The sequence below is a fragment of the Fodinicurvata fenggangensis DSM 21160 genome (assembly GCF_000686045.1).
GTDB classification, from domain to species: Bacteria; Pseudomonadota; Alphaproteobacteria; order Kiloniellales; family DSM-21159; genus Fodinicurvata; species Fodinicurvata fenggangensis.
This window is the reverse complement of record NZ_JMLV01000011.1, coordinates 1-26,379: the sequence shown is the minus strand read 5'-3', so window position 1 is coordinate 26,379 and position 26,379 is coordinate 1. Positions and strand designations below refer to the sequence as shown.

28 protein-coding genes are annotated in these 26,379 nt (G+C 61.4%); 22 read left to right on the top strand and 6 right to left on the bottom strand.

All coding sequences use genetic code 11. The features are described from left to right. The first annotated feature begins 32 nt into the window (after window positions 1–32). The 16 genes from BP38_RS0114090 (at window position 33) to BP38_RS0114015 (ending at window position 14,631) form a co-directional block, all read left to right on the top strand. Window positions 33–1,172, top strand: coding sequence for an ABC transporter substrate-binding protein (locus BP38_RS0114090; protein ID WP_026988262.1), 1,140 nt, complete (start codon window positions 33–35; stop codon window positions 1,170–1,172). A gap of 85 nt (window positions 1,173–1,257) precedes the next feature. Further along, a complete protein-coding gene (locus BP38_RS0114085) occupies window positions 1,258–2,343 on the top strand; it encodes an ABC transporter ATP-binding protein (protein WP_035725383.1) in 1,086 nt (361 codons plus the stop codon). Continuing rightward, window positions 2,343–3,197, top strand: a complete 855-nt coding sequence (locus BP38_RS0114080) for an ABC transporter permease (protein ID WP_026988260.1) — start codon at window positions 2,343–2,345, stop codon at window positions 3,195–3,197. The genes BP38_RS0114085 and BP38_RS0114080 overlap by 1 nt, the downstream gene beginning before the upstream one ends. Next, window positions 3,197–4,006, top strand: coding sequence for an ABC transporter permease (locus tag BP38_RS0114075; protein WP_026988259.1), 810 nt, complete (start codon window positions 3,197–3,199; stop codon window positions 4,004–4,006). Before BP38_RS0114080 ends, BP38_RS0114075 begins: the two co-directional genes overlap by 1 nt. A 37-nt stretch (window positions 4,007–4,043) precedes the next feature. Then, a complete protein-coding gene (gene fabG / locus BP38_RS0114070) occupies window positions 4,044–4,823 on the top strand; it encodes a 3-oxoacyl-ACP reductase FabG (protein ID WP_026988258.1) in 780 nt (259 codons plus the stop codon). Window positions 4,824–4,856: 33 nt separating this feature from the next. Then, entirely contained in the window at window positions 4,857–5,861 is a 1,005-nt protein-coding gene (locus BP38_RS0114065) for a phosphotransferase enzyme family protein (protein WP_026988257.1), read from the top strand. An 86-nt stretch (window positions 5,862–5,947) separates the two neighbouring features. Beyond that, entirely contained in the window at window positions 5,948–7,225 is a 1,278-nt protein-coding gene (locus BP38_RS0114060; protein WP_026988256.1) for a class-III pyridoxal-phosphate-dependent aminotransferase, read from the top strand. After that, window positions 7,225–8,835, top strand: a complete 1,611-nt coding sequence (locus BP38_RS0114055) for an aldehyde dehydrogenase family protein (RefSeq protein ID WP_051609385.1) — start codon at window positions 7,225–7,227, stop codon at window positions 8,833–8,835. The genes BP38_RS0114060 and BP38_RS0114055 overlap by 1 nt, the downstream gene beginning before the upstream one ends. Next, complete coding sequence (locus BP38_RS0114050) at window positions 8,835–9,446, top strand: BMC domain-containing protein (protein WP_026988254.1); 612 nt, start codon at window positions 8,835–8,837, stop codon at window positions 9,444–9,446. The genes BP38_RS0114055 and BP38_RS0114050 overlap by 1 nt, the downstream gene beginning before the upstream one ends. A gap of 13 nt (window positions 9,447–9,459) precedes the next feature. After that, window positions 9,460–9,918, top strand: coding sequence for a hypothetical protein (locus BP38_RS0114045; RefSeq protein WP_026988253.1), 459 nt, complete (start codon window positions 9,460–9,462; stop codon window positions 9,916–9,918). Then, window positions 9,915–10,151, top strand: a complete 237-nt coding sequence (locus BP38_RS0114040) for a EutN/CcmL family microcompartment protein (protein WP_026988252.1) — start codon at window positions 9,915–9,917, stop codon at window positions 10,149–10,151. The genes BP38_RS0114045 and BP38_RS0114040 overlap by 4 nt, the downstream gene beginning before the upstream one ends. Before the next feature lie 14 nt (window positions 10,152–10,165). Beyond that, on the top strand, window positions 10,166–10,543 hold the full coding sequence (locus tag BP38_RS0114035; RefSeq protein ID WP_322098963.1) for a BMC domain-containing protein: 378 nt from the start codon (window positions 10,166–10,168) through the stop codon (window positions 10,541–10,543). 44 nt (window positions 10,544–10,587) lie between these two features. After that, window positions 10,588–11,217 (top strand): microcompartment protein, encoded by a 630-nt coding sequence (locus tag BP38_RS0114030; RefSeq protein WP_035725376.1) that lies wholly within the window; start codon window positions 10,588–10,590, stop codon window positions 11,215–11,217. Continuing rightward, window positions 11,214–11,888: a cysteine hydrolase family protein gene (locus BP38_RS0114025; protein ID WP_026988249.1), complete on the top strand. Its 675-nt coding sequence runs from the start codon at window positions 11,214–11,216 to the stop codon at window positions 11,886–11,888. Before BP38_RS0114030 ends, BP38_RS0114025 begins: the two co-directional genes overlap by 4 nt. 36 nt (window positions 11,889–11,924) lie before the next feature. Further along, window positions 11,925–14,210, top strand: coding sequence for a propanediol/glycerol family dehydratase large subunit (locus BP38_RS0114020; RefSeq protein WP_026988248.1), 2,286 nt, complete (start codon window positions 11,925–11,927; stop codon window positions 14,208–14,210). Further along, the gene (locus BP38_RS0114015) at window positions 14,203–14,631 is read left to right on the top strand and encodes a diol dehydratase small subunit (RefSeq protein ID WP_026988247.1); all 429 of its coding nucleotides are present in this window, start codon (window positions 14,203–14,205) and stop codon (window positions 14,629–14,631) included. The genes BP38_RS0114020 and BP38_RS0114015 overlap by 8 nt, the downstream gene beginning before the upstream one ends. A 38-nt stretch (window positions 14,632–14,669) precedes the next feature. On the opposite strand, the gene BP38_RS0114010 is transcribed toward BP38_RS0114015, so the two are convergent. The 4 genes from BP38_RS0114010 to BP38_RS22680 all read right to left on the bottom strand — a co-directional run bounded on the left by BP38_RS0114010 (window position 14,670) and on the right by BP38_RS22680 (window position 17,421). Next, entirely contained in the window at window positions 14,670–15,362 is a 693-nt protein-coding gene (locus BP38_RS0114010) for an SDR family NAD(P)-dependent oxidoreductase (RefSeq protein WP_026988246.1), read from the bottom strand. Further along, window positions 15,359–16,294: a sugar kinase gene (locus BP38_RS0114005; protein ID WP_026988245.1), complete on the bottom strand. Its 936-nt coding sequence runs from the start codon at window positions 16,292–16,294 to the stop codon at window positions 15,359–15,361. Before BP38_RS0114005 ends, BP38_RS0114010 begins: the two co-directional genes overlap by 4 nt. Next, complete coding sequence (locus tag BP38_RS0114000) at window positions 16,291–16,953, bottom strand: bifunctional 4-hydroxy-2-oxoglutarate aldolase/2-dehydro-3-deoxy-phosphogluconate aldolase (protein WP_026988244.1); 663 nt, start codon at window positions 16,951–16,953, stop codon at window positions 16,291–16,293. The genes BP38_RS0114005 and BP38_RS0114000 overlap by 4 nt, the downstream gene beginning before the upstream one ends. Window positions 16,954–17,208: 255 nt before the next feature. Continuing rightward, window positions 17,209–17,421 carry a hypothetical protein gene (locus tag BP38_RS22680; RefSeq protein WP_026988243.1) on the bottom strand — a complete coding sequence of 71 codons (213 nt, stop codon included), beginning with the start codon at window positions 17,419–17,421 and terminating at the stop codon, window positions 17,209–17,211. A 113-nt stretch (window positions 17,422–17,534) separates the two neighbouring features. Between BP38_RS22680 and BP38_RS0113990 the strand changes: the two genes are divergently transcribed. Then, on the top strand, window positions 17,535–19,196 hold the full coding sequence (locus BP38_RS0113990; RefSeq protein ID WP_026988242.1) for an alpha/beta hydrolase: 1,662 nt from the start codon (window positions 17,535–17,537) through the stop codon (window positions 19,194–19,196). 32 nt (window positions 19,197–19,228) lie between these two features. Here BP38_RS0113990 and BP38_RS0113985 read toward each other — a convergent pair whose 3' ends face one another. Further along, window positions 19,229–20,116, bottom strand: coding sequence for a LysR family transcriptional regulator (locus tag BP38_RS0113985; RefSeq protein WP_026988241.1), 888 nt, complete (start codon window positions 20,114–20,116; stop codon window positions 19,229–19,231). Between the two features lie 88 nt (window positions 20,117–20,204). Between BP38_RS0113985 and BP38_RS0113980 the strand changes: the two genes are divergently transcribed. The 5 genes from BP38_RS0113980 to BP38_RS0113960 all read left to right on the top strand — a co-directional run bounded on the left by BP38_RS0113980 (window position 20,205) and on the right by BP38_RS0113960 (window position 26,018). Then, the gene (locus tag BP38_RS0113980) at window positions 20,205–20,627 is read left to right on the top strand and encodes a CidA/LrgA family protein (protein ID WP_155992450.1); all 423 of its coding nucleotides are present in this window, start codon (window positions 20,205–20,207) and stop codon (window positions 20,625–20,627) included. Further along, window positions 20,602–21,312: an LrgB family protein gene (locus tag BP38_RS0113975; RefSeq protein ID WP_245602417.1), complete on the top strand. Its 711-nt coding sequence runs from the start codon at window positions 20,602–20,604 to the stop codon at window positions 21,310–21,312. The genes BP38_RS0113980 and BP38_RS0113975 overlap by 26 nt, the downstream gene beginning before the upstream one ends. Before the next feature lie 200 nt (window positions 21,313–21,512). Further along, window positions 21,513–22,442, top strand: coding sequence for an isoaspartyl peptidase/L-asparaginase family protein (locus tag BP38_RS0113970; RefSeq protein ID WP_026988238.1), 930 nt, complete (start codon window positions 21,513–21,515; stop codon window positions 22,440–22,442). Window positions 22,443–22,620: 178 nt separating this feature from the next. Next, window positions 22,621–23,919, top strand: a complete 1,299-nt coding sequence (locus BP38_RS0113965) for an ATP-grasp domain-containing protein (RefSeq protein WP_026988237.1) — start codon at window positions 22,621–22,623, stop codon at window positions 23,917–23,919. A 71-nt stretch (window positions 23,920–23,990) separates the two neighbouring features. After that, window positions 23,991–26,018 carry a CocE/NonD family hydrolase gene (locus BP38_RS0113960; RefSeq protein ID WP_026988236.1) on the top strand — a complete coding sequence of 676 codons (2,028 nt, stop codon included), beginning with the start codon at window positions 23,991–23,993 and terminating at the stop codon, window positions 26,016–26,018. Between the two features lie 12 nt (window positions 26,019–26,030). Here BP38_RS0113960 and BP38_RS0113955 read toward each other — a convergent pair. Beyond that, window positions 26,031–26,379, bottom strand: a 349-nt coding sequence (locus tag BP38_RS0113955; protein WP_026988235.1) for a transposase, incomplete at its 5' end; no start/stop codon positions are given.

The window sequence follows — 26,379 nt, the reverse complement described above, 5'->3', positions numbered from 1 at the left end:
GCTTCACAATTTCGAAATTCAGGGAGACCAAAATGAAGTTGACCAGAAGAGCCTTTTCCAAGGGTGTTGCCGGGGCTGCCGGGCTTGCTGCATTGGGACCGATGGGAAAGCTCCATGCAGCGCGTAACGATGAGATGAATATTCTCTGCTGGGAAGGCTATAACACCGACCAGGTGCTCGGGCCCTTCCGAGAGGCGCATCCTGATGCCACCATCCGCGCCGAGAGTGGCACCTCGGATCCGGACATGATCAACAAGTTGCGTGCGGGTGAGATCAATGTCTGGGACCTGATCAATGTCAATCAGCCTTGGGCCCGCGAACAGCTTTATCCCGAAGATCTGATCCGTCCGCTCAACAAGGACCGGTTCATGCCGTACTTCGACAGCATGCTTCCGGAGTTCAAAGAGCCGGAGCCCTATCCCTTGGCATTCGCAGAAAATGGGGACCTGATCGGGATTCCCCAGCGTTTCGGACCATTCTCCTTCGTTGTGAATACCGACAAGATCAGCCAGGAAACAGCCGAGCAGGAAGGCTGGAACCTGTTCCTGGATCCGGACATGCAGGATCGCTATGGGGTCCTGGCATATGATAACTGGAACATCATTCATATGTGCATGACGGCAGGCCTAAATCCCTTCGAGCCGTTGAACGAAGACGAACAAAAGGCATTCGAAGAGACAGCCGCCAAGATCTTCGGTGGGGCGCGCATGCTGAGTGGCGACCTGGTTGCCATGAACCAAGCCCTCATCAACGGGGAAATCGACGCCTATTTCACCGGAGGCACCTATACCGCGTCTCCGGCCCGCTATGACGGTGCAACTCAGGTGCGGGCAATCACCCCCGCGTCAGGGCCCGTTGACGGCAAGGGCGGGGTTGTCTGGGTCGAGTTGACCTCTGCGGTGAACAATCCGGACCCCTCGGAACTTGCCGAGGAATTTCTCGAGTTCATCATGCAGCCCGAGATTGCCAAGGAGGTCGCCTTCTCCGAAGGGACCTATAATCCGGTCACGAACATGGGGGATCCTGCAGTCATGGACCTGTTCGACGACACGGAGCTGGACGCCATTCAGTGGAATACACTGGAAGAAGAAATGGAACGTTCAGTCGAGTACGGCGTGGTGGCGTCATATGACGAACTGAGCAGCCTCTACAGTGCCGCAAAACGCGGGTGATCCGCGATTTGATCACTGATCCCCGGCGCGCCCATGGGCGCGCCGGGGTCTGCTTAACACGTTCGTGCAAGAGGTGCGTCCGATCATGGCTGCGGAACCTGTCCTGCGTCTCAAGAATATAGTCAAAAAGTTTGGCGCTTTCGTAGCGCTTCACGGTATCAACCTGGATATCCGCGACGGCGAGTTCCTGACCATCGTGGGCCCCTCGGGCAGTGGCAAGACCACCTTGATTCGCCTTCTCGTCGGCATGGATTCGCCCAGCGAAGGTGAGATTTGGCTGAATAACTCGCGCATAGACAAGGTTCCGGCCAACAAGCGCCCGACCTGCATGGTATTTCAGTCACTGGCCCTGTTTCCCCACAGGACCGTGGGCCAGAATATAGAGTTTCCATTGAAAATTCGCGGGGTCGGTGCAGCGGAAAGAACGGCGCGCGCCCGGGAGCTTCTCGAACTCCTGAGGCTGCCCCCTCATTACCAAGAGAAGCGAATTACAGAGTGCTCCGGCGGTGAGAAGCAGCGGGTCGCATTGGCTCGTGCCCTGGCCTTTGATCCGGAAATCCTGTTCTTCGACGAGCCCTTGTCGGCGCTGGATTACCGCCTGCGCAAGACACTCGAGAAAGAACTTAAGGATCTTCATGCCCGCACCGGAAAGACCTTTGTCTACATAACCCACAGCCTGGAAGAGGCGATGGTGATGTCGGACCGGATTGCCATCATGCGTGAAGGCAAGCTGGAGCAGTTGGCCGACGCCGATGGGATCTATACCCGGCCGGTCAGTCGTTTCGTCGCCGAGTTCATGGGTGAGGTGAACCTGTTTGACGTCGAGGGGACGGCCCAGGGCGGATTGCATGGCCGCGGTGTCGAGGTGCACGTCAATGGCCAGATGGAGGATATCGGGATCTCCCTGGGGCAGGGGGAGCGCGGCACGCTCATGGTGCGGCCGGAATTCGTGCGCATCCTGGAATCCTCGGGCACCAGCGATTTCATCGTTCGCGGCATCCTGCGCGCTGAATATGCGCTCGGCTCGCGCATACAGTACGAGGTCGAGGCCGCGGACGGCTCACGCCTCAGCGTCGAGAAGCTTCGAGAGGACCGCTATCAAGGCGCGATCGGAGACGAGCTCGTGCTCGGCTGGGATCTGGATTCCACGCATTTGATACGAGAAGACTGATGGAGGGGCTGGACAGAAAACTCGGCGTCTTCAGCGCGCTGCCAATCTTCATCGTGCTGGCCATTACGTTCCTGGCTCCACTTTTCGTGGTGGCCGCCTTTTCCATCATGCCTGCGAAGGTCTTCAGTCTGGCCAACGTGCCGGACTTTTCCGCCTACGCCACCTTCCTGCAGCAGGGTTACTGGAAGTCCCTGGCCTGGTCTCTCGGCATGGCCTTCGCGTCGACGCTTCTGCTGTTCATTGTATGCTGGCCCCTGGCCTATGGCATGGCAAAGGTCTTCGGAAAATTCACGCTGGTGGTCACCATCGCTGTGGTGGTCAGCCTTTTCGTGTCCGAGAACATCCGCCTTTTCGGTTGGGTTCTGACCCTGATGAAAGGCGGACTCATCGCGGGGTATCTGGAGGCCTGGTTCGGCGTGGAAATGGAGAGCCCTCTCTATACCGTCCCGATCATCGTCTTCGGCCTCGTCTACGTGTACTTCCCCTTCATGCTGTTCCCGCTGGCACAAGGCATTGCCATGGTGCCCGACGATGCCCGGCAGGCAGCCGCCGATCTTGGCGCCTCGCGCTGGCGTATTCTCTGGGAGATCGATCTTCCCCTGGCTGCGCCAGGCATTGTTGTCGGTTCGCTCCTGAGTTTCGTTCTGGCCGCCGGTGCCTTGGCGGAATCCAAGCTTCTGGGTGGCCAGGCGGTTATCGTTTTCGCGGACGAGATCGAGACGGCCTTTACCTATGGACAGAACTGGCCCCTTGGCTCGGCACTTTCGATGGTTCTGATCCTGATTGTTGGCAGCCTGGCCATCGTTGGCGTCTCCAAGATCGATCTCGATGCCATCATGGGGAGGAAGCGCTGATGGAAACCGGGCGCACAACCCGCATTGTCCTGTATGCCTATGGGGTGCTGGCCATCTGCTTTCTCTACCTGCCGCTGGTGTCGGTCGGGTTCGCCTCTGTATCTCAGGCACGCTACCTGAGTTTCCCCATTCGCCGTTACACGATCGAATGGTATGGGGAAGCGCTTGACAGCCATACCGTTTCAAGTCTGCTGACCACGTCATTTACCATTGCGGTCATCGTGACGGTGATTTCCCTGGTTGTCGGCTTCTTCGGAGCCTTGGCCTTTGCACGCTATCAGTGGCGTTATCGCAATCTCTTCCAGAAATTCATTCTTCTGCCGATCTTTTTTCCCCAAGCCGTTCTCGGGTTGGCGCTGCTGATCTGGTTCAATTCAGTTGGCATCATTCCAAGCTGGAAGACCGCCATCGTGGCGCACCTCGTCTGGATTTCACCAATCACCACGCTGATCATAGCGATCCGGGCCTACGCCTTTGACGCCTCGCTCGAGGAGGCGGCCCGCGACATGGGGGCATCGACCTGGACGGTCCTCAAGGAAGTCACATTCCCGCTGTTGCTGCCGGGCGTGGTTGCCGCGGGTCTTTTTGCCTTCCTTCTGAGCTGGGGGAATTTCCCACTGTCGCTGTTCACCACCGGGGTGGACTCGACGCTGCCGGAATGGCTCTACGCAAAGATGGTTTCAGGCTATTCGCCCCTGGTCCCGACCCTAGGGATGCTGTCCGTCCTTGCCTCTTTGGCCATTCTTTTCGCGGCCTTCCTCGTCCTTATTCTGGCGAAGAGCTTCAAGCAGGCCAGGGGGACAGAGTGACGACACACAAACACCAATCAGAACAGGGAGAATCGCAATGCTGACACCAATCAAGGATCGCAGCGTCATCGTTACCGGCGGTTCCAAGGGAATCGGTCGCGGGATCGCCACCGTCTTTGCACGCCAGGGCGCAAAGGTCATGATTGCAGCGCGCGGAGAAGAGGCTGCAAAGTCGACCGTTGAGGAATTAAGCCGTGAGGGCTGTAGTGTAGACTGGGTAAAGTGCGATGTCTCGGATTGGGATTCCGTGCAGAAGATGGTCGCGCATACCGCCAAGACTTTCGGAAGCGTTGACATACTCTGCGCCAATGCGGGCGTATTTCCCCAGACCAAGATGGTCGACATGGATCCCTCGGAATGGGACCAGGTCCTGGCCACCAACCTGCGAAGCGCCTTTCTGTGCGTGAAGGCCTGTATTCCGCATTTCGAGAAGAACGGCAAGGGCCGGGTTGTCCTGACGTCCTCGATCACCGGCCCGGTGACCGGCTTTCCGGGATGGGCTCACTATGGAGCTTCCAAGGCAGGGCAACTGGGCTTCCTGAAAACGGCCGCGATGGAGCTTTCCCGCTACAACACGACGATCAATGCCGTGATGCCGGGCAATATCTACACCGAAGGCCTGCAGGATCTCGGTCAGGAATACCTCGATACCATGGCCGCCTCCATTCCCCTAAAACGGCTGGGGGCCGTTGAGGATATCGGCAATGCAGCGCTGTTCTTCGCCTCCGATGAAGCCGGCTACGTCACCGGCCAGCAGGTTGTCGTGGATGGCGGTCAGATCCTGCCAGAGTCACTTGAAGCCCTGGAAGAAATCTGATCCCAACATTGCACAATAAATGGGAGGAAAGGCATGGTGGAAAGCGGAGTGCCGCATGACGTCCTGTTGAGCCGGCTGCATCAACTGGCAGACCAGTCCCTGCAGCTCTGGGGAATTCCGGACAATGCAACAGCCCGGCTCATCAACGTTTCCGAGAATACCACGTATCTCGTGGAAGCGCCTGACGGCTCCAGGTCCGTCCTGCGTATTCATCGGGAAAACTATCACAGCAAGCGCGCCATTCAGTGTGAGTTGGCCTGGATGCAGGCCCTGAGCGAGGACAACTGTGTCGTCACACCCGCGGTCATTCCCGGCCAGGATGGAGAAGCCGTACAGACAGCCAGAAGCGAGGATCTGGAAAATCCCCGTCATATGGTGATGTTCGAGTTCGTTCCCGGCGAGCAACCCGATGAAAACCATGATCTCGTCACCTCCTTCGAGGAACTGGGCGAGATGGCGGCGCGTACGCACGAGCATTCGATCCGCTGGCAGCGTCCCCAACCCTTCGAGCGGTTGGTATGGAATCTCGACGCCTTTTACGGTGCCGATGCCACCTGGGGGAATTGGAGAGAGGGGCCAAACCTCACCGAAGGCGCCCACGAGGTGCTGGAGCGCGTGGAGGCTACGGTCAAACGCAGGATTCAGGCCTTCGGGGATGGGCCCCAGCAATACGGCCTGATCCATGCCGACATGCGCCTGGCCAACCTTCTGGTCGATAGGGGAACCACACGCCTGATCGATTTCGACGACTGCGGCATGGGCTGGTTCCTCTATGACTTCGCCGCCGGCATCAGCTTTATCGAGGATCGTCCGGAAATTCCCGACATGCGCAAGGCGTGGGTGGCCGGCTATCGCAAGGTCAGAAACCTGTCGGAGGAAGAGGAACGGGAGATCGACAGCTTCATCATGCTGCGCCGCATGGCACTGCTGGCCTGGATCGCCTCCCATATCGATGTGCCGGAGGCGCAGGAGTTGGCGCCTGATTTCGCGCGGGTCTCGGCCGAATTGGGAGAGGCCTACCTATCACTGAGGGGATAGACGTTGTCAATTCAGGATAAGCCGCTGTCAAGCGTGAGCATCCGCTGCCGGATAGCCTGCTATCCAGCAGCCAAGAGGATGAAACCGTGAGCCAGGAAAAGCTCGAATTTCTGCAACGCTCCAAGGAGTTTTGGAATCCTGCGAAGACGCAGGATTGGCAGGACATGGGCGTCGATCTCGTGATCGACAAGCGTGAAGGCTATTACCTCTACGACATGGATGGGCAACGGCTGATCGACCTGCACTTGAACGGTGGCACCTATAATCTGGGCCACCGCAATCCGGAACTGGTCGAGGTTCTGAAAAGTGCGACCGAGCGTTTCGACATGGGCAATCACCACTTCCCGGCGCTGGCCCGGACCGCCCTGGCCGAGGCGCTGGCTGCCTGTGCGCCCGCGCCAACCATGAGGTATACGGCCTATGGCTCCGGTGGTGGCGAGGCAATCGATATCGCACTGAAAACCGCGCGCCACGCCATGAAGAAGCGCAAGATCGTCTCCATCATCAAGGCCTATCACGGCCACACCGGCCTGGCGCTGAAGACGGGCGACGAGCGCTTCTCCAAGCTGTTCCTGTCCGAGGATACCCAAGACGAATTTATCCAGGTGCCCTTCAACGACCTGAACGCCATGGAGGATGCGCTGAAGAAGCGCGATGTGGCTGCGGTTATCATGGAAACCATTCCGGCGACCTATGGCTTTCCCATGCCGGAAGAAGGGTACCTGCCCGGGGTGAAGAAGCTCTGTGAGCGTTACGATGCACTCTACATCGCCGATGAGGTCCAGACCGGCCTGATGCGCACCGGCGAGATGTGGGGCTGTACCCGCTACGGTATCGAGCCCGACATCATGGTGACCGGCAAGGGCATTGGCGGCGGTCTCTATCCCATCGGCTGCACGCTGATATCCGAGCACTGCGCCGGCTGGCTGCACGAGGACGGCTTTGGCCATATCTCGACCGGGGGTGGCGCGGAGCTTGGCTGTGTGGTCTCCATGAAGGTGCTGGAGATGGTTCAGCGCCCCGAGGTTCGGGCCACGGTCGGACTGATCTCAGACTTCATGCGGGCTGGGCTTGAACGGATCATGGAGGAGTACCCGGATTTCTTCATCGGAATCCGCCAGCATGGCCTGGTCATGGGGTTGGAGTTCAACCACGAACAGGGCGCCAAGCCCGTCATGAAGCATCTCTATGAGAACGGCGTGTGGGCCATATTCTCGACGCTTGACCCGCGGGTCCTGCAGTTCAAGCCGGGACTGCTGCTCAGCCAGCCCGACTGTGAGGATGTACTGCGCCGTGTCGAGATCGGTATCGGTCTGGCACGAGACGAGGTCATGGGGCGCGGCAGCCGCCGGGGAGCGATGTAATGGAACCTGAAATCCGCTCCCTCGTCGAGATTTCCGACAGCAAGCCGGCGCTGCGCAGTCATGCGGACATCGTCCTGGCCCGGGCTCGCTGGGCGGCAAGCATCTTCCAGCGGTTCGATCGCGAGACCACCCTGCATATCGTGGAGGCCGTGGCACGCACGGCGCACCAGAATGCCGGCAAATATGCGGAATGGGCGGTGGAGGAAACCGGTTTCGGCGTGGTCGAGCACAAGAAACTGAAGAACGAACTGACTGCAATGCCTCTTGTCGATCATTACCGGGACGAGGATTTCGTCAATCCCGTCATCGATGAGGCGCGCAAGATGGTGCGCATTCCCCGACCGGCGGGAGTGATCCTGGCGTTGACTCCATCCACCAATCCGATTGCCACGGTCAATTTCAAGGTGCTGATGGCCCTGATGACACGCAATGCCGTGGTGATCAGTCCGCATCCGGCGGCACGCGCCTGCTGTGTGGATGCTGTGAATGCCATGGCCGAAGCCGCGGTCGAAGCGGGGGCGCCGGACGGATGCATTCAAGTGATCGAACAGCCCTCGATTCCCCTGATCGAGGAATTCATGGCCTCGGACAAGACCTCCGTCATTCTGGCCACCGGCGGCACGGCCATGGTGCGTTCGGCTTATTCCTCTTCCAACCCTGCCATTGGTGTGGGCCCCGGCAACGCGCCTGTCTATGTGGATCCTTCCGCAGAGATGCAGGACGCAGCCCAGCGGATCGTCGATTCCAAGAGCTTCGACAACTCGATCCTCTGCACCAACGAGAGCGTGCTGATCACCTTGCCGGAGGCCGACAAGAAACTGCGGCAGGCGCTCAAGCAAGCCGGTGCCTATCTCTGTGACGAAGAAGAGGTGGAGCGGCTGCGTCGCTACCTGTTCCATGACAGAGGGTTCAATGTTGCGGCCGTCGGCCGGGACGCCGTCTGGATAGCCCAGGAATGCGGAATCCGCGTGCCGGCCAAGACGAAGATACTGGTGGCTCCGGTGACGCAGCTCGGCGTCGAGGAACGCATGACACGCGAGAAGCTGTGTCCAGTGCTGGCCTACCATGTAGCCAAGAACCAGACGCAGGCTCTGTCCCAGGCCCGCGCCGTGCTGCGCTTGACGGGCGCGGGGCATTCAGCGGCCATTCATGCAGGCGATTCCCAAATCGTTGCCGACTATGCGCGCAGCGTGGAAGCCTATCGCGTGGTGGTGAATGCGCCCTGCAGTCAGGGTGCGGCCGGTTTCCAGACCCATCTGGCCCCCACCTTCACGATCGGCACGGGTTATTTCGGGCGCAGCTCGATCGGAGAGAACATCGGGCCGCATCACCTGATCCACTGGACACGGGTGGCGTACAATTCTGACTCCGCGGTGCCCTTCGGCGACTATCAGGCCGCCGATTTCGGGTTCGATGGACCGCTGCCGCATGCGCCCTCCGACGGGGTCCCCGGCGCCGGCCGCTCTGCCCGGCCATCAAGGCCGCTCACCTCTGCCGCGAACACGGGCTCAGGCGGTGGCGCCGGGGTTGGCATGGACAGCCGCACCCGGGAGGAACTGCGCCGTCTGATTGCCGAAGAAGTTCGTAACGTCATCAAGGGAGGTCACTGATGGCGGAACTTCGCTCCTTCATCTTCATAGATCAGCTGCAGCCGCAGACGCTTTGCTATATTTCCACCTGGATGCGCGGATCCCTGCCCCGGCGCAACATGGCTGCACAGATCATAGAGATCGCCCCCGGCCTGGATATCGAGGCGCTTACGGATGTGGCCCTCAAAGGGGCGGACGTGCGCGCAGGCATCCTGGTGGTGGAGCGGCAGTTCGGCTATCTCGAGATCCACGCCAAGTCCACGGCTGAAGTCAAGGCGAGTGCTGATGCGGTGCTGGAGGCCCTGGGTGCGAGTCCCGAGGACGCCACGCCACCGCAGATACTTGCCTCCAAGATCGTTACGCGCATCGACCACCAGCACGCCTTCCTGATCAACCGGAACAAGCTGGGATCCATGATGCTGGGCGGGGAATCGCTGTACCTACTGGAGTGCCAGCCAGCCTCCTATGCCATCATCGCCTCCAACGAAGCGGAGAAGCAGGCCAACATCAAGGTGGTGGATTATCGCATGATCGGCGCCAACGGACGGCTCTATCTTTCCGGGGACGAGGCCGAGATCCGCAATGCCAAGGACGCGGCGGAAAACGCACTGCGTTCTCTGGGCGCGCGCTAGGGGGCAAAAGCAGATGAGCAGCGATCTACGCAGTCTCATTCGTGAGGTCCTCGCCGAGGAGCTTCAGGCCATGCGCGGCGGTTCCGGCGCGCATGCAGATACCTCGCCACGCCCGCAGGTCCGCGAGGAAATGGTTTCGATCGCCAATGATGCCGATCTCAACCGGTTTGTGCTGCGCGTTCTGGAACTGGCCCGTGACGGTAAATCGGTTCAGGAAATCCGGAACGGGCGCTGGAAGTTCAGGCTTCAGCAGGTAAACGCAGCGCCTGCCACCCAAACCACGGTAGCCGGGCCTGCAGTGTCCGCAAGTTCCGCAAGCGTCGAGTTCGATCGCGGGCTGGTGAGCGAGCGACAGGTAAGTGCACTGCCTGAAGACAGTCTTGTTCGTGCGGGCAAGCGCGTGCGCTTTACCCCGCTGGCACAGGATGAATTGCGCCGCAAGCGCATCCGGGTGGAAAGGAAGAAGTCATGATTCGAGCTCGCGTGACAGGCCAGGTCTGGTCCACCAAGCGTATCGAAACCCTGCCCAACGGAGCCCTGTTGCAGGTGGAGCTTGAGAACGGATCCTCGATGGTTGCCCTGGATGTTCTGGGATGCGGCGTCGGCGAAAGCGTTTTGATCACCACCGGTTCGGTGGCGGCGGCCTATTTCACCAAGATCAAGGCGCCTGTCGACGCGCTGATTATCGGATCCATCGATGAATAGAGGAGCACGGTCGAATGAGTGTCTCCAAGAGTGAAACCCGTAAACCCGCCGGCGGGTCAAAATCACAAGCGGCGAAGTCGGGCCGGCGGGCCGAAGCCAATAACGGAGGTAGTTCCATGTCCAATGCAATCGGAATGATCGAAACGAAGGGTTACGTGGCGGCACTGGCCGCGGCGGATGCCATGGTCAAGGCGGCGAATGTCACCATCGCTTCCCGTGAGGAAGTGGGCGATGGTCTGGTGTCCGTCGTGATCCGCGGTGATGTGGGTGCGGTCAAGGCCGCCACCGAAGCCGGAGCGGAAACCGCGAATTCAGTGGGCGAACTGGTTTCCGTGCATGTGATCCCGCGTCCGCATCCGGATCTCGGCAAGCACTTCGAAGCGGCCAAGTAAGTTCAACGCCGGCTGACCTTACGCCGGCCGTCGAGGAGATCCGTATGACGGAGTTGCGCGTCTATCTGCCGATATACGACCTGCAGCCTCAGTTTGCCGCCTATCTGAGTACGCCCATGCGGGCGCGTGGGTATCCCCCTTTCGAGGGGGAGCACAGCCTGATCATCGAGGTCGCGCCTGCACTGTCGATTCACCGGATCTGCGACCTTGCGCTCAAGGCCGCTCCTGAGATGGAGCCGGGTATCCTGTTTACGGAGCGGCAGTTCGGTCTGATGGAACTGCACTCCGCCAGCAAGCAGGATCTTGGCGCAGCCGGTCAGGCGGTGCTCGATGGAATCGGTGCCAAGCCGGAGGACCAGTTGGCGCCTGTCACACTGTTCCACGACATCGTCGAGGATATCTCCGACCAGCATGCCATCATCCTGAACCGAAGCCGGGATGCCTCGATGTTGCTGCCCGGCACTTCGCTGCTGGTTTACGAAATGATGCCGGCGCTGTTTGCCTGTGTGGCTGCCAATGAGGCCGAGCGGGCTGCCCCTAATGTGATCATCAATGACGTGCAGATGATGGGTGCGTCAGGCCGGATCTTCATGTCCGGGGCGACGGCGGACCTGAAGGTCGCGCGCGAGGCCATCGGCAAGACCCTGGACGAGGTGAAGGGCAGGAAGAAGTGAGCGACTGGAAGACGGCCTTCAGATCCTTCTACTACGAGAAGGCGGATCCACCGGAGGATATCGAACTGCCCCCGGAAGAAACAGCCCTGCTGGTCATCGATATCCAGAACACATACCTCGAAACGAAGGATGATCCCGACGAAGCGCTGCGCTGGAAACCCTTTCACGATCGATTGACCGGCAAGGTCATCCCCAATACGCGCAAGCTGATCGACCTTTGCCGGGACAAGGGCGTTGAGGTGGTTTACGCGCGAATCGCCTGCCTGAAGCAGGACGGGCGCGATCGATCGCTCAGCCAGAAGAAGCCGGGCTTCAACTACCTGCTGATGCCCATGGACCGGGAAGACAGCCTGATCGTTCCCGAGCTGGCGCCCGAGGATGACGATATCGTCGTGCTGAAGACCACCGACAGCGCGCTTACAGGGACAAACCTGCGGTTGATCCTGCACAACATGGGCATCCGCCATGTCATTGCCGCCGGCCTGTTCACCGACCAGTGCGTCAGTTCCACGGTGCGCAGCTTGGCCGACGAGAGTTTCGATGTGGTGGTGGTCGAGGATTGCTGCGCCGCTGCCACCGATGAGTTGCACCGGAACGAACTGACCACCATCAACATGATCTATTGCCATGTGGTACAGCTGGAGGACATTCCCGGGTTTCTCGGCAGCTGAGCAACGCCCCGACCGGGTTGGCAAGGACGGGCAGACATGACCGACACTCCTTCTTTCCAGGCCAACAGGTGGCGTCGTTTCGACGACTGGGACGCACGCGCCCTCCGGCTCGACAAGTTTGCCGTCGAGGATCCGGAGAACGGATTTTCGGCCTTCAAGGGAGCAGCCGATCCAACGCCGTCACTGGAGATTGCCGGTGGGCGCGTCGAGGTCATGGACGGCATTCCCGCAACCGACTTCGACATGATCGACAGCTTTGTCGCAGCCTATCATCTGGAGCCGGAGGTTGCGGCCGAAGCCATGGCCATGCCCTCGCAGACGCTGGCGCGGATGCTGGTCGACATGAACGTGCGACGCGAAGAGCTGACCCGACTGGCACGTGGTCTGACACCGGCCAAGCTGGCGGACGTGGTGGCGCAGCTCAACGCGATGGAACTGGCCTTTGCCTATTCGAAAATGCGCGCGCGCTCCACGCCTGGCAACCAGGCCCATGTGACGAATGCCAAGGACGATCCCCTGCAATTGGCGGCCGACGCCGCCGTTGCCGTGGCGCTGGGATTCGACGAGATCGAGACCACCATGCGTGTGGCGCAGAATTCCTGGGCCAATGCGCTGGCCTGCTGTATCGGCTCGGCGGTTGGCCAGGCGGGAACATTGTTCCAGTGCTCGAGCGAGGAAGCCGAGGAACTGCAGATCGGCATGGCGGGGTTTACCTCCTATGCCGAAACCGTTTCCGTCTACGGCACGGAAAGCGCCTTCGTGGATGGTGATGACACGCCCTGGTCCAAGGCCTGGCTGGCGGCGGCCTATGCGTCCCGCGGAATCAAGATGCGTTGTACCTCGGGCGCCGCGGCAGAACTGCTGATGGGCTTCCATGAAGCGAAATCGCTGCTCTACCTGGAGGCCCGCTGTCTCTGCCTGCAGCGCGGCATGGGCGCCCAGGGAACCCAGAATGGCGGTATCGACGGTGCGCCGCTGGCAGGCTCGATGCCCGGAGGGGTGCGCGAACTGCTGGCCGAGAACCTGTTGGCTGTCTGGCTGGACCTGGAATGTGCCTCGGGAAACGATGCCCGGCACTCGGAATCGGACATGCGGGTCGGGGCCAAGATCCTGCCCTATCTGATTGCGGGCTCGGACCTGATCTGCTCCGGCTTCGGCAGCATCCTGAAGTATGACAATTCCTTCAATCCCTCTTCCTTCAATGGCGAGGAACTGGAGGAGTTCCTGGTGTTGCAGCGCGACTTCGAAGCCGATGGCGGCCTGCGCACCATCGACGGCAGCTCGGCGCTGGCTCTGCGTCGTCAGGCGATCGATGCCTTGTCCTTCGTTCTACAGGACCTGGATCTGGCCGAGGTCGATGAAACCATGAAGCAATCGGTGGCCGTAGCGTCCGGGTCGAAGGAGACACAGACCCTGGATCCTCGGACGATTACCGAGATCAGCCGCCGTGTGGCGGAACGCAGCATCACAATCCTGGACGTCATGCGCTCGCTTCACAGGGGCGGCTTCAGGCAGGAGGTGGAAAACCTGCTGTTCCTTCTGAAGCTGCGTCTTTCGGGAGATTATCTCCAGACATCGGCCGTCGTGCGCGAGGGGCGGGTTCTGAGCGCCGTCAACGATCCAAACCGCTATCTAGGGCCCGGGACGGGGTACCGTCCGAGCGAGGCGCGACGTAAGGAACTGGCGGATATACGTGACGTCCTGAACCGCGAGGATGTGTTGCGCTTTGAGGCAACGCTCGAGTCTGCCGAGCATGGACGTATCGAATATCGCCAGATGGGGCAGGCGTCGTCCGGAACCGACAGAAGCGAGGTCGTTGTGGGGATCAGCCCCGGGTTGGGCACTAAGTTCTTCCAGACTCTCGCCGGCCATCCGCTGAGTGCCCTCCTGCAGACGCTGAAGCGTGGTATAGAGGAAACTGGCGGGGTCATGCGCGTCGTTCGCTTTGCCCATACAGCGGATACCTCATTCCTGGGGTTGAGTGCGGCGCGTCTTTCGGGATCCGGTATCGGGATCGGTCTGCAATCCAAGGGCACGGCAGTCATTCACCATCGTGACCGCCTGCCGCACAACAATCTGGAGATCTTCTCGAATGCACCGTTAACCACGCTGGCGCACTATCATGCGCTCGGCGCGAACGCTGCATCCTATGCTCGTGGCGAAAGCCCGGCGCCGATTTTCGTGACGGGGGATGGCGAGGCCTTGGGGGCGCGCTTTCATGCGCGCGTGGCCCTGATCTACGCCATCGAGACCGCCATGACATTCGACGGTGCCGTGCCGGAGGAAATTACCCTGTATTTCAAGGAGCCGGCCAATGAGTGACCGGGACTTCAGTGTAGCAGACTACCCGATCGCCGAGCGCAGGCCCGAGACGGTCCGTGGCGCGCGCGGCAGAACGCTGGACGATCTCAATGTCGAGGCCGTTGCCAATGGCGAGCTGGAAATGGAGGATCTGCGCATCACGCCCCAGGCTCTCCTGCGCCAGGCATCCATTGCGCGTTCGGCTGGTCGTGCTGCCCTGGCGGATAATTTCGAGCGTGCCGCCGAAATGACCTCGCTGCCACAGGAAGAGGTGATGCGTGTGTACGAACTGCTGCGTCCCGGCCGCAGCAGAGGAAAACAGGACCTTCTCGAGGCCGCGGAGACGCTACGCAGCCAGCATCGCGCATCGCGCCTGGCAGACTTTGTCGAGCAGGCCGCCGCCGTCTACGAAAAGCGAGGCCTGTTTCGCAAGCGTTACTAACGCTCGTCTCTATCGTCTTGACTTGACCATCTCAGCTCTTACGCCACCGAATAGCCGCCGTCGGCGCAGAGCACGGCGCCGGTGGTGAAGCTGGCGCGCGGGGAGCAGAGAAAGGCGACGGATCCGGCCACTTCCTCGGGCTGTCCCCAGCGCTTCATGGGGGTGCGATTGGCGATCTGGGCCCTATCCGCCTCCTGCCCGTGCAGCGGCTGGGTCAGGGGCGTTTCGATGTATCCGGGCGCCACGGCGTTCACGCGGATGCCCTCCTCGGCCCAGGCCGCGGCCAGGGAACGGGTCAGCTGCAGCAGGCCGCCCTTGCTGGCCGAGTAGGCCGGCACCGTCGGGCTGCCGAAGAAGCTCAGCATGGAGCAGATGTTGACGATGCAGCCGTCCTCGGCTTCGAGCAGGCGGGGGCGGGCGGCCATGCACATGCGCATGGCGCCGGTGAGGTTGATGTCGAGAACCCGGGCAAAGGTCTCGGGCTCGAACTCCCGGCCTTCGCGGATGGCCGTTCCGGCCCCGTTGACCAGGACCGAAAGCTGGTCCAGCTCCTTCATCGCGGACTCGATGGAGGCCGGGTCGGTCACGTCCAGGCGCCGCGTCTCGAACTCGGGATCGCTTTCGGTCCGGGAGGAGGCCAGGATGGGGCAATAGCCGTCCTCGGCGAGCGCCACCGCGATCGCCCGTCCGATGGCGCCGGTGCCACCGGTAATGAGGGCCGTAGGGGTCATTTCATCTCCTTGATTGCTTTCCGGACGGTTTCGGCATGCGGCATCGGTGCGACGGCGCCGTGCCCCAGGGTCGACAGCGCCGCCGCGACATTGGCGTAGCGCGCCGCCGTGAAGGGGTCGTCGCCGGCGATGTAGCGTGCCAGAAAGGCCCCGTCGAAGGTGTCGCCGGCCGCGGTGGCGTCGACCTGTTCGACGGCATGGGCCGGTACCACCTCCTGCCGCTCAGGTGTTGCCACCAGGGTGCCCAAGCGTCCCATGGTCAGTACGACGACCCGGGGGCCAAGGCCAAGATAGAATTCGACGATACGGTGGGGATCTGTGAGCCCGGTCAATTGGCGTGCATCGTCGAGGCCGGGCAGGGCAATGTCGCTCTCGGCGAGGGCCGCGTGAATGATGGCCCGGGCCCGGGAGAGCGGCCAGAGATTGAGGCGCAGGTTGGTGTCGTAGCTGACCAGCCCACCGGCCGCGCGTACGGCAGCGATGGCTGCGAAAACCGCATCGCAGGCCGTATCGCTGATGGCTTGGCTGATGCCCGAGACATGCAACACGCGCGCCTGGCGCAGATCGTCCTGGGGCAGGCTGTCCGGAGTCATGCGACTGGCAGCCGAGCCGTTGCGGCGGTAGCTGAACACGTGCTCGCCGTTGCGGTAGGTGATGAAGTAGATGCCCGTCGGAGCCGCTGCATCGGTGCTCACACCTCGGGTGTCGATGCCTTCGCGTGCCCAGAGATCGAGGAAATCGCGTCCGAAGGAATCCGCCCCCAACGCCGTGACGTAGCCGACTCGTGCGCCCTGGCGTGCGGCGGCCACGGCACAGTTCGATGTGTCGCCCCCGAAACCGGGCAGGTACAGGGTCTCCTCTCCGCGCTTGACCTGGGCGAACTCCACCATAGGTTCCCCCAGGCAGATCAGGTCCATGCTGCTTTCGGTCATGCTGTCCCTCTGTCTGCCCGGGCGGAGAGGTGCCGGGCGCGCGTCAGGACGCGTTGCCTGGCCGTCTCGCCATCCTCGTCTTTCGCAGCATTGGCCGCGCCGACTTCGTCCTGGGTGACCAGCTGCCCGCCCATGCCGACGGCGTAGGCGCCGGCGGTGAAATAGCTGTCCACTTCGTCCAGGTCGATGCCGCCGGTGGGGATTACGGCAATGTCCGGCAGCACGCTGCGCAGGGCCTTCAGGTAACCCGGACCGCCGAGCTGGCGGGCTGGGAAGACCTTGACGGCGGCCGCGCCGAGCCTGTGTGCCTGCAAGGCCTCGGTAGGGGTTGCCGTTCCCGGAATCACCGGTACCGAGGCCTCGGCGCCGGCCTCGATCACCTCCGGCACCAGGCAGGGGGATACGAGGAAGCGGGCACCGGCTTTCGCCGCCTCGCGGGCGTCTTCGGCCGCCAGCAGGGTGCCCGCGCCCACGAGCAGGTCGTCACGGCCGGCCAGTTCGGAGATCACCTCGAGATAGCCCGGCACGCTCGCGGTAATTTCGAAGATCCTGATGCCACCCTCATGCAGCCACTCCACGGCTGTCAGTGCGGCCTCGGCCTCCTGCATGCGGATGACCGGGATCACCTGGGCGTGAAGCTGTCTCAGAACTCTGCTCATGCTCTCCTCGTTGGCACTCGGCTTGTAGAGAATGTTTCCCGGGCTGTTCGAATGTTGTCCAAGCGGTCCTTCGTTAGAGGTTGGGTCATGCAAATGCCAGTGACCCGGCGTTGCAGTCTGCTGGACGGCTATTCCAGACAGGCTTGAGACGGAACAGCCCATCGTGTCGAGCAGGATACTGTCTCGTTCCGTCAGGACAAGCGTGCAGCTGTGTGCGGAATTTCCCTATCGCTTCGATGGATGGGGCAGCTTCCTTCAGGGGGCTGTGAGCACTATGCTGTTCAGCAAGTACCAGTAGAGCCCTTTGCAGGGGTGGTTGCCGGATGGCTTATCCGGAGCCATGTTGCCATTTGTCACCAGATGCAAATCGAGCAGGGCTTCTTTTGGGTGAATTTTGATATTGTTCTCGTTGCGGATGTCGGTCGGAAGGTGGCTCCGCCAACCGACATCATGCGGCCCGTCGGCCACCTCGGCGTTGGCCCGTCCTCATCCCGGACTCAGGCGTGATTGGTCCTGCCAGCAGTGTGTTGGATCCTGTTCCGTAAGTTCCTGAGGTCCCGAATTCATCCAAGGAGACTTGCATGATGTCCAGATGGACCGTGCAATTTGCGGGATCGTTCTGCACAGCGGGGCTGCTGCTCGGCACGCTGTTCTTCGCCGCCTCGCTGACGCCGAGCCTGCTGCCGCGTACAGCCCTGGTTCAGGGAGTGCTATCGGGGCTGGCTTTCGGCACGGGCTATTTGCTGGGTTTCTGGATCCGTCGGCTGTGGCGGTACCTGGAACTGCCGGGCCTGCCGGGGCGGCTCAACCTTGTCGTGCCAATGACGGCCGCGGCCGTCTGTTTTGTCATAGCCGGCTACTTTCTCTGGCGCAGCGTTGGGTGGCAGAATTCCATCCGGGCCGCGATGGACCTGGAGCCGACGGCCGAGGAACAGCACCTGCAAGTGGCCCTCGTGGCCGCGGCGGTCTTCGCAGGCTTGGTGCTCCTGGTCCGACTGCTCCGCATGGCCTTCGTACTGGTCTCGCGGGTCATCCGGCGGCGCATACCGCGGCGTTTCGCACAGGTGATCGGCTTTGCGGTGGTTGTGACGCTGTTGTGGACGGCCGCAAACGGCCTGATCTTCAGTGTCGGCCTGCGGATGGCTGATTCCTCCTATCAGCAGTTCGATGCCCTGATCGAACCCGATGTGGAACAGCCGCTCGATTCCGCCATGGCCGGCTCGGCCGAGTCACTTGTGGATTGGGAGGGGATGGGCCGCGCAGGCCGCAAGTTCATTGCTCGCACACCGGATGCGAAAGAGTTGGATGGTTTCCTCGAGAAGGACGCGGCCATGCGGCCGGCTCGAGTCTATGTCGGCCTCAACTCCGCGGAGACCATCGAGGCGCGCGCGGAGCTGGCCCTGGAGGAGCTCAAGCGCATCGACGCCTTCGAACGCTCTGCCCTGATCATCGCCACGCCGACAGGGACAGGCGTTGTGGATCGTCCCGCCATCGAACCCGTGGAGTACATGACGGGTGGAGATGTGGCGACGGTGGCCGTGCAGTATTCCTACCTGGCCAGCTGGCTGGCGCTGCTGACCGAATCCGGCTACGGCGCCGATACGGCGCAGGTCCTGTTCGACAGGGTCTATGAGTACTGGCGCAAGCTGCCGGCCGAGGAACGGCCGGAACTATACCTGCATGGCCTCAGCCTCGGCGCACTGAATTCCGATCTCTCCTTCGACTTGTTTGACGTGGTGGCCGATCCCATAGATGGCGCGGTATGGAGCGGCCCCCCCTTCTCGACACCCACATGGGCCTCGGCTACGCAGGAGCGCGAGGAGGGCTCTCCCGCGTGGTTGCCCCGGTTTCGTGACGGTTCGGTCATCCGCTTCACCAATCAGCAGGACAAGCTCGATATCGCCGGTGCCGAGTGGGGGCCGATGCGCTTTGTCTACCTGCAGTACGCCAGTGATCCGATCGTCTTCTTCGAGCCGGAGCTGTTCTATCGCCGGCCAGCGTGGCTGGAAGGGCGGCGCGGTCCCGATGTTTCCCAAGCGCTGACCTGGTATCCAGCTGTGACCTTCCTGCAACTAATCGCCGACATGCCAGCGTCGATGGCGGCTCCGGTCGGATACGGTCACGTCTATGCCGTCGAGCACTATGTCGAGGCCTGGGCAGAGGTGCTCGAGCCATCGGGTTGGGATGATACGCGGGTTTCCCGTCTGAAGGCGCGATTGCGATCGCTGCGCGATAAAAACTGACTGGATAACGGTGACGGAACACTGCGCAGAGGTTAGTTGCGTCTACGATTGGGCTGGGCGGCGAGTTGAAGCCAGGCCCTGGCAGCGTGCGAGAGGTAGGCACCGCGGCGCCAGACAAGCGCGATATGCCAATAGAAGTCGGGGTCTTCGACGAGTACCGGAGAAACCCGGGGGTGCTTTCGTTCCTCGGCGATCATCCGGGGCAGGAAACCGATGCCCATGCCCGCGGCAACAAGCTCGACGAGAAAGGAGATCTGGCTGCTTCGGGCCGCGATCTGTGGAGTGAAGCCATGACGTTCGCAGGCGTCGAATATGATGTGATTGATTGCGAACTCCGACTCGAACAGCAGAAAAGGCGAGGTTTGCAGTTCGGCCAGGGTTATGGACTCCGCCTGCGAGAGTGAATGCTGGACGGGCAGCAACGCATCGATGGGTTCCTTGCAGACATGCTGCCACTCGAAGTCTTCGGAGACGGGCAGCAGTGAGGCCCCGAGATCGAGGTCTCCATTGAGCACAAGTTCCTCAAGACGTTTGCTGCCGTGTTCCTGCAGCTGGATCTCGATGTTGGGATAATAGGCACGATAGGTCGCGAACAGTGGAGCAAAGAGGACACTGCTGCCCACCGGCGGCAGACCAAGTCGCAGCACGCCGCGCTGCAGGCCGTGCAATTCCGAGAGCTCCCGGACCAGATCTTCGCGTTCTGTCAGGATTGTCATGGCGCGCTGATAAACGATCCGACCGGCTGCCGTCATGCGGATGCCCCGGTGTGCGCGATCAAGCAGCACGAAGCCGAGCTCGTCCTCGAGCTGCTTCACGGCTTTGCTGATCGTAGACTGTGTCGAGAAGATCGTCTTGGCGGCCTGCGAGAAACCACCCTGGCGAACGACCTCGATGAAAGCGCGCAGGGTCCGGAATTCCATTACTATTCCATAACAGAATAATATCAAGTCAATCAATTCATTTTGCGCATGCTGCAATGCGACATAGATTCAGGCAGGAAAGGATCGAATGATGATGAGAAACAATCCTGTCACTCTTGCACATTACCTGCTGCGCCAGAGCCGCCTGGCACAGGCCGGTGTGTTGATCGGCTTCTGGCTTGTCGGAGAAGCCATCGCACGCACGATCGACTTGGGTATACCCGGAGGGGTCGTCGGTTTCCTGATCATGCTGGGTTTGCTGATGACCCGCCTGGTCAGCCTGCAAAGCGTAAAGCGCGGTGCCGACTGGTTCGTTTCGGAAATGCTGTTGTTCTTCCTGCCCGCCGTAGTGGCACTCGTCGATCACGGCGAATTCGTCAGCCTGATGGGGCTCAAGGTTCTGCTGGTGATCGTTGCGGGAACCCTGTCGGTCATGGTTGTCAGCGCGCTTACGGTGGATCTCTGCTATCGATGGAGTGCGAGCCATGAGCCAAGACATGCTGGAGAGTGATGAACTGCTCACTATCCTGATCTGGTCGGCCATCACGATCGCGTTCTATGTTTTCTCGAAGGTGCTGTACCGTCGCTGGTCCTACTGGTGGCTCTCGCCGCTGGTTGTGGCGCCGGTGGTTGTCATTGCCATCATACTCTCCGTCGGTGCCGATTACCGGGAGTATCTTCAGGGGACTCGCTGGCTGCTCGTTCTGCTTGGACCGACGATGGTGGCCTTTGCTGTTCCCGTCTTCGAACGGCGAGAGCTGATACGCCGGCATTGGGCCGCCCTGAGCCTTGGCGTCGCCCTCGGCAGCGTGACGGCCTTGGCTACCGCTTGGGGACTCGCAGTCTTGCTTGGTTTGAGTGACGTCCTTCGTACCAGCATGCTGCCGCGCTCAATGAGCATGCCCTTTGCCATGGAAGTATCCTCGGATATCGGCGGCTTTCCCGAAATTACCGCGATCTTCGTGGTCCTGACGGGTGTGTTGGGTGCGGCCCTGGGGCAGATCATGCTACACTGGTTGCCGTTGCGCTCCGCCTTGGCGCGTGGTGCGCTGCTGGGTATCGGGGCCCATGCGGCCGGTGTGGTCAAGGCTCATGAAATCGGTAGCGAGGAGGGATCTGTCGCTGGATTGGTAATGATCCTGGTTGGCATGATAAACGTCATTGGGGGCGGCGTTTTCGCCCTGGGCCTGCTTTGAGGCGCTGACGGCAGACCTCGGCAACGCTTGACCTTTTGACAACTCGGAAGAGATACGCGGGTTGCGCCTGCGCGCCACTGATTGGCGCGGTTGAAGCAGGCAATTCGTTGGCCTGAAAGCGGTTTCCGGGATACAACAGGTCACGGCTTGTGGCCCACTCGACCACGGCCTGCCGAAGCAGGCGGACAGGAGAAAACAGGATGAAGCATTCCTACGCGCTGGCCATACATGGGGGCGCCGGTGTCGTGCCCCGTGCCCACATGGGCGAAGCGCTGTCTGAGCGTTACCATACCGCCCTGCGCGGAATCCTGGAGCGGGTTTCGGACCTGTTGAGCGAGGGAGAGTCTTCCGTCGCGGCCGTGGAGGCGGCTGTTTGCGCCCTGGAGGACGATCCACTGTTCAATGCAGGCCGCGGTGCCGTCTTCACGGCTGCTGGCGGTCAGGAAATGGATGCCGCCATCATGGATGGCCGGGACCGGCGCGCGGGCGCCGTTGGCGGCCTCCTCGGTCCGCGCAATCCCGTGCAGGTGGCGCGGGTCCTGATGGAGCAGGACGGACCTTTGTTCATGATCGGCGCGGGCGCTCTGGCTGTGGCTCGGCGTGCCGGCCTGCCCTTCGAGTCCGAAGATTATTTCCGGACCGAGGAGCGTCAGCGCAGCCTGGAGGCCTTCCTGGAACTGCAGGCCCGGGGCGAGCGCAGCAGCGATCCTTCTCTTCTGCATGGCACGGTGGGTGCGGTCGCACTGGACAAGCAGGGCAACCTGGCGGCCGCCACATCGACGGGCGGTTTCACCGGCAAGCAGTCCGGCCGGATCGGGGACAGTCCGATCATCGGGGCTGGAACCTTTGCCGACAACGCCACCTGCGCCGTTTCGGCCACCGGCAGCGGCGAGGTTTTCATCCGTTGGACGGCGGCCAGCGAGATTGCCGCGCGCATGCAGCATGCCGGTGAGCCACTGGAAGCGGCCGCCAACCACGTGGTGCAGACTGTCCTGGCGCCGCGCGATGGCTCCGGCGGCCTGATCGCCGTTGACCGCGAAGGTAACATTTCCATGCCCTTCAACTGCGAAGGCATGTATCGTGGTAGTATCCGGTCTGACAGGCCGGCCGAGACCCATATCTACCGCTAGGGCGGTCCGGCAAGGCACTCTGTCACAAACCCGCCACAGTGAACCGCAATAAGGTGGAGGGCGCCATGCCAGTCGACTGCTGTTCGCGTCATGCGAACGGACCGAGGGCCCGAAAAGCTCAGGTTTCTGCGGTTGTGACCGGGACTGACTGCGATCCCCATTTATCGGGAGGCTAGGAATGAAGAAGAACATTTTTGTCATCGGACTGAATGCGTTCAACCTGGACAAGCTGAAGCGCCTGCGCGGGGCGGAGAATTACGAGTTTCACGGCCTGATCGACCCGGCCAAGGTCTACGACACCGAGATCTTCGACATTCCGGCCATGCTGGCGGAGGCGGAGGAGAAGCTGCGGGCGTTCGACGGCTCCATCGATGCCATTGTCGGCTACATGGATTTTCCGGTTTCGACCATGCTGCCGATCCTCTGCAACAAGTTCGGGGTCCGCACGACCTCGCTGGAAAGCCTGTTGAAGTGCGAGCACAAGTACTGGAGCCGGGTGGTGCAGAAGGAAGTCGTGCCTGAGCATATCCCCGCCTTTGCCGCCTTCGACCCCTTTGATGACGAAGCCCTGACCCATATCGGCGCGGCAGGCCTGTCCTTCCCCTTCTTCGTGAAACCCATCAAGTCCTCGGGCTCGCGACTGGGCTTCCGCATCGACAATCCAGAGGATTTCGATCACGCCATCGAGCGGCTGCGCGCGGATATCGGCAGCATCCAGGAGCCCTTCAATTTCGTCCTCGATCAGGCCGACCTGCCCGACGAAATTCGCCAGGTGCACGGCGGCTACTGCATGGCCGAACAGGTGATCGGCGGGCGGCAATGCACCGTCGAGGGCTATGTCCACAACGGTGAGGTGGTGCCTTATGGCATTGTTGATTCCATCCGCTATCCGCAGGTGCTGAGCTTCTTCTATTACATGTATCCCTCGCGCCTGCCGGCAAACGTCCAGGACAAGATGGGCGAATTGACAAAGCGGATCATGAGCCATGTCGGCTTCGACAATTCGGCCTTCAACATCGAGTTCTTCTGGGACGAGGTGCAGGACCGGACCTGGCTGCTGGAGATCAATACCCGCATTTCCCAGTCGCATTGCGACCTGTTCGACAAGGTCGACGGCATCAGCAACCAGCAGGTGACCGTGGACCTGGGCCTGGGCCAGCGCCCCGACATGCCCTCGCGCGAGGGGGACTACAAGGTCGGGGCCGAATTCTTCTATCGCGTCTTCTTCACCGATGCGACCGTCAGTCGGGTTCCGACCTCGGAAGAGATCGAGGCGGCCGTCTCAAAGGTGCCGGGCACCTTTGTCCGGCCCCAGGTCCATGAGGGCATGCGGTTGTCGGAGCTGCCCGAACAGGACAGCTACAGCTATGCCATTGCCTACATCTGGATGGGTGCCAGCAAGCAATCGACCTTGCTTTGGAACTACGAACGCGTATTGAAGAACCTCAACTTCGAGTTCACCGACATCGAGGAATGACCGCCAGGCAGTTTGGCGGTTGAGCCTGCCGGACAGGCAACTGTCCTGGCCATTGGAAAAGAAGATTAAGTATGCGCATTGAGACCGACTTCCCGCGTGAGGTGTTCGAGGAGGAAACCTGGATGACCCTGCCGGATGGCTGCAGGCTGGCCCTGCGCATCTGGCGGCCGAAGGACTCCGACCAGTATCCCGTGCCGGCCATCATGGAGTACCTGCCCTACCGCAAGCGGGACCTGACGGCGGAGCGGGACGTGGGCATGCACGCCTATTGGGCCGGGCACGGCTATGCCGGCGTGCGCGTGGACATGCGCGGCAGCGGCGAGAGCGACGGGGTGCTGCTGGACGAGTATCTGCAGCAGGAACTGGATGACGGCGTGGAGGTGCTGCGCTGGCTGGAGCAGCAGCCCTGGTGCACTGGGGATTGCGCCATGATCGGCATTTCCTGGGGGGGTTTCAACGGCCTGCAGATTGCGGCCCTGCAGCCGCCGCAGCTGAAGTGCATCATCACGATTTGTTCCACGGACGATCGTTTCGCCGACGACGTGCACCACATGGGCGGCTGCCTGCTGGCCGACAACCTGTCCTGGGCCTCGACCATGTTCGACCAGAACGCCTGTCCCCCGGATCCAGCGCTGGTGGGCGAGCGTTGGCGCGAGATGTGGATGGAACGCCTGTCCGGCAGCGGACTGTGGCTCAAGACCTGGCTCAGTCACCAGCGGCGCGATGACTACTGGAAGCATGGTTCGGTCTGCGAGGATTTCTCCGCGATAAAGTGTCCGGTCTATGCGATCAGTGGCTGGGCCGACGGCTATGTAAATGCCGTGTTCCGCCTGCTGGACGGGTTGGAGGTGCCGCGCAAGGGCCTAGTCGGTCCCTGGGCCCACAAGTATCCCCATCTGGGCGAGCCGGCACCGGCCATTGGTTTCCTGCAGGATTCCCTGCGCTGGTTCGATCACTGGCTGAAGGGACGTGAGACGGGCATCATGGACGAACCCATGCTGCGCGTCTGGATGCAGGACAGCGTGGCGCCGAGCACGCGCTATGAGTACCGCCCAGGCCGCTGGGTTGGTGAGGAGACCTGGCCGTCGCCGAAGATCGAAACGCAAGGCTATCTGCTGACACCTGGACATGGCCTGGTGGGCGACGATGAAGCGGAGGCGCCCGATGCGACAATGGAAATCCGTTCCCCGCTGTTCGTCGGTCTCTATGCCGGAAAGTGGTGTTCCTACAACGCACCGCCGGACCTGCCGCACGACCAGCGCGAGGAGGATGGTGGCGCCCTGATCTTCCAGACGGGGCGCCTGGGGGAGGCCGTCGAGATTTGCGGCCAGCCGGAAGTCGAGCTGGAACTGGAGAGCGACCAGAAGGTTGCCATGGTTGCCGTGCGCCTGATCGATATCGCGCCGGATTACAAGGCGACACGGATCTCCTATGGCTTGTTGAACCTGACTCACAGGGACAGCAACGAAGAGCCCGAAGAACTCGTGCCGGGCAAGCGCTACCGCGTGCGGGTTCCCATGAAGCACATTGCCCAGCACTTTCCGGCCGGTCACGCCATCCGCCTGTCGATATCCACCTGTTACTGGCCGGTGGCCTGGCCTTCACCCAAGCCGGCCACGCTGACGATTCATACCCTGGGAAGCCGCTTCTACCTGCCGATCAGGCCTTCGCGCCCTGAGGAGGATACCGCTCTGCGGCCTTTCGAAGAGCCCGAGGCAGCGCCACCGCTGGAGAAGACCCTGATCGAGCCGACACGCGAGGAGTGGACCGTGATCCGGGACTTGGCCAACAACAAGTCGACGCTGCAGGTCGTCAATGATGTCGGTCGCTACCGGATTGATTCCATAGACCTTGAGATCGCGGCGCGGACCACCGAGCGCTATTTCTATTCCGACGAGGATTACGACAGCATTGGCGGCTGGACGGAGTGGGAGCGGCATTTCCGCCGGGGCGATTGGCATGTCCGTACCGTGACACGGACACTGATGACCTCGAACGAGACGGCCTTCCGCCTGCAGGCGACTCTGGATGCCTACGAAGGCGATAGCCGCGTCTATTCCCAGAGCTGGGACGAGGAAATTCCGCGCGACCTGGTCTAAAGCCTGTCGCGTTTAATTGATTTCATATCCGGCAGCCCTGAAGAAGTTGGTGCATTCCTCCTCGGTGAAGAGGTCGCAGACATGGCCGACGGCCTGCCAGAGTTCGTCGTATGAGCGGGCGGCGGTCTTGCGGATCAGGGTTTTCAACTTTGAGAACGCCATCTCGATGGGATTGAGATCGGGGCTGTAGGGCGGCAGGAACAGGAACCAGGCACCGACATCCCGCAGTGTTTGGGCAGCCTTTGGACTTTTATGGCTGGAGAGGTTGTCGAGGACGACCACATCGCCTGGCTGCAGGCTGGGCGCGAGCTGGGTTTCGATATAACGCTCGAAGCGCTTGCGGTTCATCGCCCCCTTGATG

What these genes read in the sequence shown, in the direction of transcription:
- BP38_RS0114055 (WP_051609385.1), top strand. Translation starts at nt 7,225, where the DNA reads ATGGAACCTGAAATCCGCTCCCTCGTCGAGATTTCCGACAGCAAGCCG.
- BP38_RS0114010 (WP_026988246.1), bottom strand. Translation starts at nt 15,362, where the DNA reads ATGACCCCTACGGCCCTCATTACCGGTGGCACCGGCGCCATCGGACGG.
- BP38_RS0114005 (WP_026988245.1), bottom strand. Translation starts at nt 16,294, where the DNA reads ATGACCGAAAGCAGCATGGACCTGATCTGCCTGGGGGAACCTATGGTG.
- BP38_RS0113960 (WP_026988236.1), top strand. Translation starts at nt 23,991, where the DNA reads ATGCGCATTGAGACCGACTTCCCGCGTGAGGTGTTCGAGGAGGAAACC.
- BP38_RS0114040 (WP_026988252.1), top strand. Translation starts at nt 9,915, where the DNA reads ATGATTCGAGCTCGCGTGACAGGCCAGGTCTGGTCCACCAAGCGTATC.
- fabG (WP_026988258.1), top strand. Translation starts at nt 4,044, where the DNA reads ATGCTGACACCAATCAAGGATCGCAGCGTCATCGTTACCGGCGGTTCC.
- BP38_RS0114020 (WP_026988248.1), top strand. Translation starts at nt 11,925, where the DNA reads ATGACCGACACTCCTTCTTTCCAGGCCAACAGGTGGCGTCGTTTCGAC.
- BP38_RS0114090 (WP_026988262.1), top strand. Translation starts at nt 33, where the DNA reads ATGAAGTTGACCAGAAGAGCCTTTTCCAAGGGTGTTGCCGGGGCTGCC.
- BP38_RS0113970 (WP_026988238.1), top strand. Translation starts at nt 21,513, where the DNA reads ATGAAGCATTCCTACGCGCTGGCCATACATGGGGGCGCCGGTGTCGTG.
- BP38_RS0114085 (WP_035725383.1), top strand. Translation starts at nt 1,258, where the DNA reads ATGGCTGCGGAACCTGTCCTGCGTCTCAAGAATATAGTCAAAAAGTTT.
- BP38_RS0114030 (WP_035725376.1), top strand. Translation starts at nt 10,588, where the DNA reads ATGACGGAGTTGCGCGTCTATCTGCCGATATACGACCTGCAGCCTCAG.
- BP38_RS0113990 (WP_026988242.1), top strand. Translation starts at nt 17,535, where the DNA reads ATGATGTCCAGATGGACCGTGCAATTTGCGGGATCGTTCTGCACAGCG.
- BP38_RS0114015 (WP_026988247.1), top strand. Translation starts at nt 14,203, where the DNA reads ATGAGTGACCGGGACTTCAGTGTAGCAGACTACCCGATCGCCGAGCGC.
- BP38_RS0114045 (WP_026988253.1), top strand. Translation starts at nt 9,460, where the DNA reads ATGAGCAGCGATCTACGCAGTCTCATTCGTGAGGTCCTCGCCGAGGAG.
- BP38_RS0114035 (WP_322098963.1), top strand. Translation starts at nt 10,166, where the DNA reads ATGAGTGTCTCCAAGAGTGAAACCCGTAAACCCGCCGGCGGGTCAAAA.
- BP38_RS0114080 (WP_026988260.1), top strand. Translation starts at nt 2,343, where the DNA reads ATGGAGGGGCTGGACAGAAAACTCGGCGTCTTCAGCGCGCTGCCAATC.
- BP38_RS0113975 (WP_245602417.1), top strand. Translation starts at nt 20,602, where the DNA reads ATGAGCCAAGACATGCTGGAGAGTGATGAACTGCTCACTATCCTGATC.
- BP38_RS0114050 (WP_026988254.1), top strand. Translation starts at nt 8,835, where the DNA reads ATGGCGGAACTTCGCTCCTTCATCTTCATAGATCAGCTGCAGCCGCAG.
- BP38_RS0114000 (WP_026988244.1), bottom strand. Translation starts at nt 16,953, where the DNA reads ATGAGCAGAGTTCTGAGACAGCTTCACGCCCAGGTGATCCCGGTCATC.
- BP38_RS0114075 (WP_026988259.1), top strand. Translation starts at nt 3,197, where the DNA reads ATGGAAACCGGGCGCACAACCCGCATTGTCCTGTATGCCTATGGGGTG.
- BP38_RS0114065 (WP_026988257.1), top strand. Translation starts at nt 4,857, where the DNA reads ATGGTGGAAAGCGGAGTGCCGCATGACGTCCTGTTGAGCCGGCTGCAT.
- BP38_RS0113985 (WP_026988241.1), bottom strand. Translation starts at nt 20,116, where the DNA reads ATGGAATTCCGGACCCTGCGCGCTTTCATCGAGGTCGTTCGCCAGGGT.
- BP38_RS0113980 (WP_155992450.1), top strand. Translation starts at nt 20,205, where the DNA reads ATGATGATGAGAAACAATCCTGTCACTCTTGCACATTACCTGCTGCGC.
- BP38_RS0113965 (WP_026988237.1), top strand. Translation starts at nt 22,621, where the DNA reads ATGAAGAAGAACATTTTTGTCATCGGACTGAATGCGTTCAACCTGGAC.